Source organism: Nonomuraea sp. NPDC050310, assembly GCF_040655795.1.
Taxonomy (GTDB): Bacteria; Actinomycetota; Actinomycetes; order Streptosporangiales; family Streptosporangiaceae; genus Nonomuraea.
On sequence record NZ_JBFAKP010000002.1, the window covers coordinates 282,203 to 294,033 of the forward strand.

Here is an 11,831-nt window from a genome sequence, read left to right on the forward strand (position 1 = left end):
TGCTGTGATTTATGGTGCTATTCTCTGCCGCGATCTTCTATCCGGGAGCAGGGTATGGCATCGGGCAGATCCATCAGGTTCAAGATCACAGTTCTGCTCGTCCTCCCCCTCGTCTCCCTCGTCGTGCTCTGGATCTTCGCGGCGAGCGCGACCACGGGCGAGGCGCTCAACCTGCTGCGCGTCGAATCGGTCTGGCGCGGTCTCATCGACCCCTCCGACGGTCTCGTCTCGGCGCTCCAGAAGGAGCGGCTGGCTTCCGCCGAGCGCAAGAACCTGCCCGCGCGGCGCGCCGAGACCGAGAAGGCCCGCGCCACCCTCAGCCGGAGCGTCAAGGAGCTCGACGACCTCAGGCCGGAGACGCGGGAGCGGCTGGCCGACGTCTTCACCGCGCTCGACCGGCTGCCGGAGATCCGCCAGGGCGTCGACGAGCGCACCCTCGACCCGGCCGACATGGTCGCCCAGTACGCGACCGTCTCCGACGCCGTGCACACGCTCTACTCCACCGTCGCGCTCAGCACCGACCTGGAGCTCTACCGCCGAGCCAACGCCGTGATCGCCACCGACCAGGTGCGTGAGCTGCTCAGCCGCGAGCACGCCCTGGTCGTCGCCGCGGGCGCGCGGCTGAGCGACGCCGACCGGCGGGCGCTGGCCAAGCTCGACGGGTCGCGCACCTGGTTGCAGCGCCGGGCGTTCGGCGACCTCGACGAGGCGTTGCGCCTGCCGTACGACAAGGTGGACTTCGGGCCCTTCGACCGCGCGGTGACCACCCTCCTGGAGGAGCAGGCGCTGACCGCCGACACCTGGCGGCGCATCGCCGACCCGCTGGTCGAGGACTACACCAAGGCGGTCTGGGCGTCCAGCGACGTGCTGCTGAGCCGGATGGAGCCCGCCGGCCGGCTGATCATCGTGCGCGCGGGCCTGGCCGGCGTGCTGGGCCTGATCGCCGTGCTGGCCTCGCTCTTCCTGGCCCTGCGGATGGGCCGTCGGCTCACCCGCGAGCTGGCCGGGCTGCGCGCCGCCGCCATCGAACTGGCGTCGGTACGGCTGCCGCAGCTCGTCGCCCGGCTGAAGAAGGGCGAGCAGGCCGAGATCCTGCCCGTCTCCATCCCGACCGGCGGCACCACCGAGATCGCCGACGTCGCCGCCGCCTTCGAGAGCGTCCAGAACACCGCCGTCGACGCCGCGGTCGGCCAGGCCGAGCTGCGCGAGGGCATCGCCGAGGCGCTGCGCAACCTCGCCCGCCGCACCCAGGGGCTGGTGCAGCGCCAGCTCAAGCTCCTGGAGGACATGCAGGGACAGACCGAGGACCCGGACGCGCTGTCCAGGCTCTTCAAGCTCGACCACCTCACCACCCGGATGCGCCGGCACGCCGAGGGCCTGGTGCTGCTCTCCGGCGGCTCCGGCGGCCGGGTCTGGCGGCGTACGGTCGCCGTCGAGGAGGTCCTCACCGGCGCCGCGGCGCAGGTCGAGGAGTACACCCGGGTGCGCATCTACCCGATGCCCGAGATCGGGGTGGTCGGCGCGGCCGTGGCCGACCTGATGCACCTGTTCGCCGAGCTGGTGGAGAACGCCACCACCTTCTCCGCCAACGAGGTCTCGGTCCGGGGCGAGTGCGTGGGCCGCGGCTTCGTCATCGAGGTCGAGGACCGCGGCTTCGGGATGAGCCCGGAGGAGCGCGAGGAGGTCAACGCGCGCTTCGCCGGACCGGCCGACTTCGACCCCGCCAACTCCGAACGGCTGGGCTTCGCCGTCGTCGCCATGCTGGCGGCCCGGCACCGGGTGCAGGTGACGTTGAAGGCCTCGCCGTACGGGGGGACCACGGCGATCGTGTTGCTCCCCTCCGAGCTGGTCGAGCCGATGGCGCCGCCGCCGGAGCCCGACGGGGACCTGCTGCCGCGGCGCACCCGCAAGGCCGGTCTGGAATCCGTCCCGGCCGTCCGGGACACCGCCCCCGAGGCCCCAGCCGTGCCGGCCGTCTCGGCCGTGCCCGTCGGCCTGGCGTCCGTCCCCGACGTGCCGGCCCCGAACCTGACGCCGGCCCCCAACTTGGCCCCGAACCTGACGCCGGTGCCGGACGGGGCGCCGGCGCCCGACCTGCCACGCCGCGTCCGGCCCGGCCGGCTCCAGCAGGGCCGCATCGAGGAGAAGGCATGAGCGAGCCGCACGAGTGGGTGGACGAGCCGGTCGTGCGGCCCTACGCGCTCACGCGCGGCCGCACCCGGCCCACCGCCGAACTGGACCTGCTGGCCACGGTAGCCCGCACCGGCCGGCCGGTGCCCGAGCGCGCCGAACTCGGCGTCTCGCACCGCCGCCTGCTGGCCGCGCTGGCCCTGCCGCGCCCGGTCGCCGAGCTCGCCTCGGAGCTGGGCCTGCCGGTCGGCGTCGCCCGCGTGCTGCTGGCCGACCTCATGGACCAGGACCTCGTGCAGGTACGGCAGGCCGCCCCCGCCTCGGCCATGGAAGGCCTGCTGCGCGAGGTGATCGACGGCCTGCGAGCGCTCTAGGAGGCCGTGGTGAGCGTCCGGAGCGAGTGCTCGACCAGCGCGATCAGCACCTCCTTGGCCGACGCGCGCCGCCGGACGTCGCACATCAGCACCGGCACGTGGTCCTCCAGGTCGAGCGCGATCTTCACGTCCTGGATGCTGTGCGTCGGCTCGCCGTCGAAGCAGTTGACCGCGACCACGAACGGCGTCCCGCGCTGCTCGAAGTAGTCGATCGAGGGGAAGCAGTCGGTCAGCCGCCGGGTGTCGGCGATCACGACCGCGCCGAGCGCCCCGTAGGACAGCTCGTCCCACATGAACCAGAACCGCTCCTGGCCGGGCGTGCCGAACAGGTACACCACCAGGCCCTCGCGGATGGTGATGCGGCCGAAGTCCATGGCGACCGTGGTCGTCGTCTTGCCCTCGACCCCGTCGAGGTCGTCCACCCCGATCCCGCGGTCGGACAGCACCTCCTCGGTCTTCAACGGCTTGATCTCGCTGATCGAGCCCACGAGGGTGGTCTTGCCCACGCCAAAGCCCCCGGCAATGAGGATCTTGAGCGCGACGGGGTCTTCAGAGAGCCCGGAGTCCATTGATCACTTCCTTGAGAATGCGCTCGCTCGGGCGCGGCCCCACCTGGGACGTCACCGTGAGGAGTCCGTGGTCACGCAGGTCGCCGAGCAGCACCCGGACGACGCCCACGGGCAGGTCTAGCTCGACGGCCAGGTCGGCCACCGAGATGGGCGAGCGTGAGGCGCGCAGGATCGCCTCGTGCTCCGGCCCCACGCCGGAGGCGGGCTCGCCCGTGGCCCTGACCATGGCGACCAGGTCCAGGGTCTCGCCCGCGGCCCGCGTCCGGCCCTTGGTCAGTGCGTAAGGCCGGACTATGGGCCCGGCCTCCTCGTCCATCCATTCGGTCACAGGTTCACCGCCCTCCGTGGATTGGTGGTGATGTGCTGGCCGACCCGCTTGACGAGCATCGCCATCTCGTAGGCGATGTGGCCGACGTCGGCGTCGCCGTCGGCCAGCACGGCCAGGCAGGTGCCCTGGCCGGCGGCGGTGACGAACAGGAAGGCGGAGTCCAGTTCGACGATGGTCTGCCGGACGTCGCCGCCGCCGAAGTGGCGTCCGGCGCCTCTGGCCAGGCTCTGGAACCCGGCCGCGAGCGCGGACAGGTGCTCGGCGTCCTCGCGGATCAGGCCCTTGGAGTAGCCGACCGCCAAGCCGTCCGTGGACAGGATCACCGCCTGCCGTACCGAGCCGACCCGGCTGGTCAGATCATCGAGAAGCCAGTTCAGCTCTCCCACGTTCGTCGGGTTCATGAGTCCCCCTCTTCCTGCCTGCCACGTTGGGTACCGCGCTGGAACGCGGAGAAAAGGTCCCGTACCTGCTCGGGAGAGCGTTCCGGTTCCGGCTCTGGGTCCGGCGCCCGGAGCTGGGGCGCCAGGTTCGCCTGCCGTACACGCCGGGGCAAACCGGCGTGGGAGTCGGCGCTGACGACGGCGATCGGCTTGCGCGGCGCCTCGGGCAGGGCCCGGGGCCGGTCGACGCGCTCCACCACCACCGGCTCCGCCGCGGGCTCCTCCGGCTCGGCGATGAGGCGGCTGGGCACGAGCACGATCGCGGTGGTCCCGCCGTACGGCGAGGCGCGCAGCACGACCTGCACCCCGTGCCGCTGGGCCAGGGTGGCGACCACGAACAGGCCGAGCCGGTCGCTGTCGGCCAGGTCGAACTCGGGCGGCTCGGCCAGCAACGCGTTGATCGCCGCGTACCGGTCGGTGGGCAGGCCGAGCCCGCGGTCCTCGACCTCGATCGCGTAGCCGTTGGCCACCGAGTCGCCGCCGATCCGCACGGCGGTGGACGGGGCGGAGTAGAGGGTGGCGTTCTCCACCAGCTCGGCGAGCAGGTGGGTGAGGTCGGCCGCGGCGGAGCCGTCGACGGCGGCGAGCGGCATCGACTCGACGTCCACGCGCGTGTAGTCCTCGACCTCGGCGACCGCGGCGCGGACGATGTCCAGCACCGGCACCGGCCGCCGCCAGATGCGGCCGGGGGTCGCCCCGGACAGCGTGATCAGGCCCTCGGCGTGCCGCCGCATGCGGGTGGTCAGGTGGTCCAGCCGGAAGAGCTCCTCCAGCCGGTCAGGATCGTGCGTACGGCGCTGCAAGCCGTCCAGGAGCCCGAGCTGGCGGTGCAGCAGCCCCTGCTTGCGCCGCGCGAGGTTGAGGAAGACCTGGGCGACGCCGCGCCGGATGGCCGCCTGGCCGACCGCCGCCTCGACCGCGGTGCGCTGCACCGAGGCGAAGGCCCGGCCCACGTCGATGATCTCGGTCGAGCCGCTCACGTTGAGGGTGCGGGTCTCGGCCTTGACGTCGACCTCCTCGCCCAGGCGCAACCGCTCGACCAGCCGCGGCAGCCGTACCTCGGCCAGTTCGAGGGCGTTGGTGCGCAGGTCGGCCAGCTCGCGCGACAGGCGGCGGCCGAAGCGGACGGAGATCACGATGGAGGCGAGCACGGCGAGCAGTCCCGCGCCGCCGGCGACGGCGATGCGGGTGGCGACGCCGGTCGCGGCGTCGGAGGTGCGCTGGGCCAGCAGCCGGGAGGAGGCCGCGCCGAGCTGGTCGAACTGAGCCATGGCCGCGTTGACCGCGGTGCCCCATTCGGGGGCGGGCGTCCCGCTCTCGCGCACCCGGGCCTCGACGATGGCGAAGTCGAGGAAGGTGCGGCTGCCGAAGGCCAGCTCGTACGGCTGGCGCAGCTCCAGGTCGAGCGCGGCCAGCGCGCGGGCCTGGAGGAACTTGCGGGTGGTGACGTACTCGGCCAGCGCCGCGACCTCGAGGGTGGTGAGCCGGCCGTCGAGGTGCGCCGCGCCCACCAGGGCCTGCTCGCGGGCGAGGAAGTCGCGCGCCTTGGCCATGGTCTGCAGCGCGGAGGCCTGCTGGAAGAGCGAGAGGTCGGGCAGCGCGATGAGCTGGTCGTAGACCGGGAAGAGCGCGTCGATCACCCGGTCGTACTCGGTCAGCCCGTCGAGCCGGGACCGGAACCCGCTGTCCACGGTGTCACGGATGAACCCGAGCCGCCCGGTGTGCGTCGCGAGCTGGCCGAGCGCGGCCCGCAGGTCGGCGCCGACCAGGTCGCCGGCCTCGGCGACGGAGGCGTTGAGCTCGTTGATCGCCTGGTCGGTGCGGACGCGCTGGGCGCCGAGCTCGGCGGTGGGCTTGCGGGTGGTGAGCGCCTCGGCCGAGCGGCTGCGCTCGGCCTGGAGCTGCACGCCCAGCTCGGTGGAGGTGACACCGATGGTGTCGTAGAGGTCTTCGGCCCGCCGCAGCGCCTGCCCCTCGGACACGGTGAGGTTGAGCACGAATCCCCACAGCGCGCTGAGGGAAACGAGCGGCAGAAGCAGCAATAAGAAGATCTTTCGCCGAATCGACCGGTTTCTCGAGCTCATGTCCCAACCTCGGAGTCCTGGGCGCTCGTGCGAAGACACCTCCGGAAGATCGCACAGGAGACTAGCACTTTTGTACCTTCCTGTGCATTGGGATGCCTATGGGGATACGGGTTTCTTCAACAGCCTGCTGAGGCAGAAGATCGCGATTATCGAGATCAATGCGAGGCCGCCCCAGTTCAGGATGGTGTAGAGGTGGGTCTGGGCGTCGGTGACGCCGGGGAGCTCGCCGAGTTCGAGTTGGTGGAACTGCCACTGCTTGCCGGTCAGGATGAGCGTGATGGCGACCGCGAGGCCGCTCATCGAGTCCCAGAGGCCGTGCAGGAGCGAGACGCCGAGGTAGGCCAGCAGGAACCGGGCGGTGAGCCGGCCGCCCTGGGAGAAGAGCACCGCGCCCAGGATGGCCGACCACAGGCCGTGCCCGACCGGGGCCAGCACGCCGCGCAGGATCTCGGTCTCGACCATCTGGATCAGCGACAGGCCGTCGTCGGTGAACAACGCGTTGAAGGCGTACCCGGCGCTCTCGAAGGAGGCGAAGCCGAAGCCGACCGTGGCGCCGAGCACCGCGCCGTCGCGCAGCCGGTTCTTGACGATGCCCCGGGCGACCAGCAGCAGCGCGGCGACCTTGACGCCCTCCTCGATCAATCCGACCGCGAAGTACATCCACAGGCTCTGGCCGAGGTAGCTCTCCAGGACCGAGGCGCCGAGCACGCCCAGCACGCCGCCGATGACGAAGCACTTGAACAGCAGCTCGACGGTGACCACGTTGTCGCGGCCGTGCTCGTAGGCCCAGACCACGAAGGTGACCGGGACCAGGAAGCTGCCCAGGAGCACGATGGTCGGGATCAGGTTGGAGTTGGCGGTCACGACCGTGACCACGACCGTGGCCGCCCAGAGCGCGGCGCCGGTGAGGAAGACCTTCCAGTGCGGTCTCACTTGCGCAGCTCTCCCACGGCTCGGTAGGCGGCCGTGATGGCCGCGTCGGCGTAGGCGGCCGGCACGGAGTCGGAGTTGGCGATGGCGATCCGGCCGAACGGCTTCCTGGCGGTCTCGGCCGGGAACGGGCCGTCGGGGTAGAACTTGTTCCACGGCCGGCAGTACTCGGGCGCGTAGCCGTGGCCCCAGCGGTTGACGGTGATCGCCTCGATGTCGCGCCCGGGGTCGAAGCCGCCCGGCCCGAGCAGGCGGGTGAGCTGGTCCCTGATGGAGTACTCCATGTACCCGTAGTCGGTCTTGATCAGCGTGTGCCGGCCGGCGACCGCGCCCTCGGCGGGGCCGGCGTCCGACTGGCAGGGCGTGGCGATCATGTGCACGTTGATCGGCTGGCTCGGGTCGCTGGGGAACTCGTAGCCGGGCATGCTGACCGGGTAGTCCAGCTCGGAGACGCACCAGTAGGCGCCGGTCCAGCGGACGTGGTTGATCCCCACCTTCTTCCAGGCCTGCCAGTCGCGAAGCTGCACCATCGCGTAGAGCAGCGGCATCTTGATCGCCTGGTGCATCGCCTGCTGCTGGGGCCCGGGCAGCGACGGGATCAGGTAGGGGATGACCATGTTCCAGCAGGCCATCACCACCGCGCCGGCCCGGACCGTGCGGATCTTGTTGCCGTCGTAGTAGCCGACCGTGGCGGTGCGGGCGGTGTCGGGGCTGCCGTCGTTGGCGACCGAGACCACCGGGCTCGACAGCCGGAAGCGGACCCGGTTGGTGGGCAGGTCGAGGCGGCTGTAGTCGAACCGCGCGGTGGTGATCCCGTCCATGTCGGTGGCGCTGGCGAAGCCCGGGATCATCCGGCCCACCATCATCCGCACGATCGCCTGGTTGCCCTCGGGGAAGTGGTAGATGTACGGGTCCTCGGCCGTCCACTCCTTCTTCATCGACGGCGAGTTGTACTTCGAGGGCCGGTCGCTGTTGAGCTTCAGGCCCTGGAAGCCGGGGTAGTCCCAGCCGTCGGCGCTGCCCCAGGCGTCGATCGCGCCGAAGGCCCGGGTGTCGTAGGCCCACTCGTCGCTCGACATCGTCCGGCAGAAGCGCTCCACGTCCGGGTGGACCTTGCAGACCTCCAGCAGGAACTGCGAGTAGGTCATGCCCGCCAGGCGCTCCTCCTTCTGCGCCTGGCTGAGCCCCGCGAACCAGTCGGGCGGGCTGGTGTAGAGCCTGAGCAGGTCCTTCTTGGCCTGCTCGGCGATCGGGAGCTGGGCGACGAACTGCGGGGCCTTCAGATTGGGCATCAGGCGGACCAGCCGGTCGGCGGCGAAGGTCTCCTTGTCGCACATCACGCTGTCGGTCAGGCCGAGGCGCTCGTAGAGCTTCTGGTCGAAGTACTTCTCGAACTTCTGCACCTCGACGCCGAGCTGCTTGAGCAGGTCCTTGCCCTCGGCGGTCCAGACGCTCGGCGCCTCCAGCGACTGGGAGCCGCCGTAGCCGATCAGGCCGCCCTGACGGCCCTTGGGATAGAACTCGTTGCGCCGGGCGTGGCCGCCGAGCTCGTCGTGGTTGTCCAGGATCAGGACGCGGGCCGACGGGTCGCGGCGCAGCCACTCGTGGGCCGCGCTCACCCCGCTGATCCCGCCGCCGACCACGACCAGGTCGTAGTTCTCGCCGGTCGCCTCGGGCGAGCCCGCGTACTGCCAGAAGCGGTCGTCCCGCAGCGCGTGCGCCACGCTCAGCGCCTGCGGAGTGTTGCCCTGGAGACCGGTGAGGGCGGGCGGGAACTTCGCGTCCCCGGGCACCTCCAGGTGATCGGTGCCGATCAGGCTCGGACCGCTGCCCAGCCCGCCGCAGCCGGCCAGCGAGCCGAGCGCCGCGGCCCCGGCGGCCATCGCCACCCCGTCGAAGAAGTCCCGGCGCGAGATGCGGCGGTCCATCCCGAGTTCGCGCGCCCGGCGCGGATCGATCTCCATGGCGCGATCATGGGGAGGGGTGGCAATTGTCGCTGTACGGCACGCAGTGTTTCGGCGAACATTTGCGCGAGGTATTACGCATACGGGGAAGGGCCCCTCGCGGTGGCGAAGAATCGTCTAGCGTTTTGGCGAATTGCCGCCGGACGGGGGAGCATTATGCGCCACGCAATTGTCCCGATTTCCCGCATTATCGCGGGACTTATGGTGATCGCCGGAACGGCCGGGTGCGGCGGGGATGCCGTGCCGCCCGCCGCCGCCTCCCGGACGGGCCACGCCACACCCCGGCAGGAGGCTTCCGGGCAGCCGTCGCCCTCGCCGCGCGTCACCTCGGCCGCCGCCGCGCGCCTCAGCCGGGCCCTGCTGGCCACCCCGCGCGGCATGCAGGTGGCCTACGGCCCCGAAGTCGGCCCGTACGGCGGGCTGGAGGCCACCCGGCGCGGCCTGGAGGCCATGCGCCAGGCCAGGCTGAGCAAGCCCCAGTGCGCCGGCGCCGGCCAGCTCGACGCCGCCGCCCCGGCCGTCGCCTCGGCGCCCGCCGCGGTGGTCGCCTTCGCCTCCGACGCCGGCTCGCTCACCGAGGCGCTGGTCACGCTGCCGCCCGGCCAGGCCGCCCTGCCCGCCGAGCCGCCGGCCGCCTGCCGTACCTACACCGCGACGGTGGGCGGCTCGACGATCTCCTACCTCACCCGGCGGCTGCCCGCGCCGATGCTGGGGCAGGAGTCGCGGGCCTCGCTCACCACGACCACCTCCAGCGGGCAGACGGTGCAGATCGCCACCGGGACCGTTCGCCATGGAAATGTCATCATGAGCATTCTCATGGTGGGGTCGAAGATAAAGCCTGCGGATTTGCGGGCAAACGTGAAGCGCGCCTACAAGAGGCTTACTTCGACCCTTTCGTGAACGTCGGCCCCGCTCAGATGAGCACGTGGTCGGCCGGGTGGCCGACGAAGGAGAACTGCGCGTTCCTCGTCAGCTTGATGTGGTCGGCCTGCCAGGTGTGCATCGCGGTGTCGGCGCTGCGCCAGTAGACGAAGTTGAACCGGTCGGCCGAGTAGATCTTGACGCCCTCCTCGCGGAGGCGGCGGACCAGCGTGGTGTCCTCGCCGCGGGTGAGGTCCTCGAAGGGGTAGGTCCGGAAGAGTCCGGCCTTGCCGAGGAACGTCCCGCCCTGGACCAGCCACGAGTAGCGGTGCTCCAGGCCGGGCAGCCGGAGCATCGTGGTGTTGCGGCCCTCGAAGTAGGCGTAGTGCGCGCCCTTGCCGACCAGTTCGGCGTCGGTGTAGTCGAAGGAGCGCACCAGGTCCGACAGGTAGTGCGCGCCGTACAGGTTGTCGTCGTCCATCTTGGCGATCAGCTCGCCGTCGGCGTGCGCGATGCCGTGGTTGAGGCACGCGCCCAGCGACCACTCGGCCGGGGTGGGCAACACCACCACGTCGCTGATCCCCGCGGCCCGCGCCTTGTCGCCCACCACGACGGGGTCGATCTCCACACCGTTCAGCACCATCACGAGCTGGACGGGCTTGTGGATCTGCTTGGCGACCGAGCCGATCGCGTGCTCGATCTGGCCCGCGCGGTTGGTCGGCAGGATGACCGAGATGCTCCGCGAGCGGTTCTCCACCGGCCGGCCCAGCAGCCGCAGCACCTGGTCCACGCGGTGCGAGAACAGGTGCTTGTCGAAGACCTCGCGCATGGCCAGGTGGCCCATCCGGGCGCGCAGCTCCGGCGAGTTGATCAGGTGCAGCACCTGGTTGTAGGACTCGACCGGCTCCTTGGCGATCGGGACCAGGTCCCCGAAGGTCTCCTCGATCGCCCGTGACCAGCCGCTCACCACCGGGGTCGAGCAGGCGCTCAGCTCGAAGACGCGCCGGGCGCACATCGTCGGCGAGTCCAGCACGCTGTTGACGTTCAGGAAGACCTTGTACATCCGGTAGGCGGCCAGCATCTGGTCGTAGGGCAGCTCGCCCACGATGTGCGGGCGGTACTTCTCCGGCCAGGCGTACTTGTCGTCCACCGAGTCGTTGCGGGCGAAGATGTGCAGGCCGAGCTCGCGGACCGGGTCGATGACCGTCTCCATCTGCTCGCGGCGCTCGGGGTGCTTGTCTCGGAAGTACATCCCCGCGAACACCACGTCGTGCAGCCGGCCGGCCTTCTGCTGGATCGGGTTGTGCACCCGCGGCTGGGCCGCGAACTGCAGCACATCCACCCGGTCATGCCCCAGCACTTCCCGATATTTCGGGATCATGTCGCCGTCGCAGGTGAACACGTAGTCGAACAGCTTGGCCGTGTCGATGAAGAAGTCGAAGTTCGGCGGGTCCTCCTTGTTCCAGAAGACCGTCGGGATGCCCTCCTGCTTGCACCAGGCCACCAGCTCCTGCAGCGGCTCCTTCGGCGCGTTGGTCCCGGTCATCTGGTAGCGCCAGCGGCCCTGGTTGCCGTGCCAGGCCGACTCGCAGAACAGCAGGTCAGGCCGCTTGTCGGCGAAGATCTCCGGCCAGTCCTTCAGCCCGAACTCGATCTGGTCCCACTCGTAGCGGAAGGCCATCCTGGAGAAGTCGTCCAGGATCACCGCCACCTTGAGGTCGGGGCGGTTGATCGGCCCGGCCGGCCACTTCACCGGCGGCACCTCCACCAGCGGCCCGCGCCCGTCGACCTCCGCGATCACCTCGCCGACCGTCCGCGGCGCCTTCGGCGCCCGTCCCCGCTCCTTCAGCGCCTTCAGCGTCCGGCCCGGGCTCTTGGCCACTATCGCCTCACCCAGCTTGAACGCGCGCTTGGCCTGCGTCGCCTCCAGCTTCCAGGTGGCGTACTCCGCCTTCGCCTCGGCGATCTCCAGCCGCCTGCGCAACTCGGCCACCTCGGCCTCGTACCGCTCGACCAGCTTGCGCTCCTCGGGCAGCCAGTTGATCGGTCCCAGACGCTGGAAGGTCGGCTCTTCGGGGGTTTCGGCCATGGTGCTCGCCTTATCGATGGGTGGGGTCGATTTGTCATGGTACGGCTATCGCCGGACTGATC

Annotated in this window: 10 protein-coding genes; 3 read left to right on the forward strand and 7 right to left on the reverse strand. The window is 70.8% G+C overall.

What is annotated here, in order from left to right; translation table 11 throughout:
* Nucleotides 1–54: 54 nt before the first annotated feature.
* Both AB0I67_RS07565 and AB0I67_RS07570 read left to right on the forward strand, forming a co-directional pair.
* Nucleotides 55–2,154 carry a nitrate- and nitrite sensing domain-containing protein gene (locus tag AB0I67_RS07565; protein ID WP_357919206.1) on the forward strand — a complete coding sequence of 700 codons (2,100 nt, stop codon included), beginning with the start codon at nucleotides 55–57 and terminating at the stop codon, nucleotides 2,152–2,154.
* The gene (locus tag AB0I67_RS07570; protein ID WP_357919208.1) at nucleotides 2,151–2,504 is read left to right on the forward strand and encodes a DUF742 domain-containing protein; all 354 of its coding nucleotides are present in this window, start codon (nucleotides 2,151–2,153) and stop codon (nucleotides 2,502–2,504) included. Before AB0I67_RS07565 ends, AB0I67_RS07570 begins: the two co-directional genes overlap by 4 nt.
* Here the strand turns inward: AB0I67_RS07570 and AB0I67_RS07575 are convergent.
* The 6 genes from AB0I67_RS07575 to AB0I67_RS07600 all read right to left on the reverse strand — a co-directional run bounded on the left by AB0I67_RS07575 (nucleotide 2,501) and on the right by AB0I67_RS07600 (nucleotide 8,819).
* Nucleotides 2,501–3,073 carry an ATP/GTP-binding protein gene (locus AB0I67_RS07575; protein ID WP_357919211.1) on the reverse strand — a complete coding sequence of 191 codons (573 nt, stop codon included), beginning with the start codon at nucleotides 3,071–3,073 and terminating at the stop codon, nucleotides 2,501–2,503. The genes AB0I67_RS07570 and AB0I67_RS07575 overlap by 4 nt on opposite strands.
* Nucleotides 3,054–3,401, reverse strand: a complete 348-nt coding sequence (locus AB0I67_RS07580; protein ID WP_357919214.1) for a DUF742 domain-containing protein — start codon at nucleotides 3,399–3,401, stop codon at nucleotides 3,054–3,056. The genes AB0I67_RS07575 and AB0I67_RS07580 overlap by 20 nt, the downstream gene beginning before the upstream one ends.
* Nucleotides 3,398–3,802, reverse strand: coding sequence for a roadblock/LC7 domain-containing protein (locus AB0I67_RS07585; protein ID WP_357919217.1), 405 nt, complete (start codon nucleotides 3,800–3,802; stop codon nucleotides 3,398–3,400). The genes AB0I67_RS07580 and AB0I67_RS07585 overlap by 4 nt, the downstream gene beginning before the upstream one ends.
* A complete protein-coding gene (locus tag AB0I67_RS07590; RefSeq protein WP_357919219.1) occupies nucleotides 3,799–5,883 on the reverse strand; it encodes an ATP-binding protein in 2,085 nt (694 codons plus the stop codon). Before AB0I67_RS07590 ends, AB0I67_RS07585 begins: the two co-directional genes overlap by 4 nt.
* A gap of 138 nt (nucleotides 5,884–6,021) precedes the next feature.
* On the reverse strand, nucleotides 6,022–6,858 hold the full coding sequence (locus AB0I67_RS07595) for a PrsW family glutamic-type intramembrane protease (RefSeq protein ID WP_357919221.1): 837 nt from the start codon (nucleotides 6,856–6,858) through the stop codon (nucleotides 6,022–6,024).
* Nucleotides 6,855–8,819: an NAD(P)-binding protein gene (locus AB0I67_RS07600; protein WP_357919223.1), complete on the reverse strand. Its 1,965-nt coding sequence runs from the start codon at nucleotides 8,817–8,819 to the stop codon at nucleotides 6,855–6,857. Before AB0I67_RS07600 ends, AB0I67_RS07595 begins: the two co-directional genes overlap by 4 nt.
* A 201-nt stretch (nucleotides 8,820–9,020) precedes the next feature.
* Here AB0I67_RS07600 and AB0I67_RS07605 point away from each other — a divergent pair, with 201 nt between their 5' ends.
* The gene (locus AB0I67_RS07605; protein WP_357919225.1) at nucleotides 9,021–9,719 is read left to right on the forward strand and encodes a hypothetical protein; all 699 of its coding nucleotides are present in this window, start codon (nucleotides 9,021–9,023) and stop codon (nucleotides 9,717–9,719) included.
* Between the two features lie 13 nt (nucleotides 9,720–9,732).
* Here AB0I67_RS07605 and AB0I67_RS07610 read toward each other — a convergent pair whose 3' ends face one another.
* Nucleotides 9,733–11,769: a glycosyltransferase gene (locus AB0I67_RS07610; RefSeq protein WP_357919228.1), complete on the reverse strand. Its 2,037-nt coding sequence runs from the start codon at nucleotides 11,767–11,769 to the stop codon at nucleotides 9,733–9,735.
* Nucleotides 11,770–11,831: the final 62 nt, after the last annotated feature.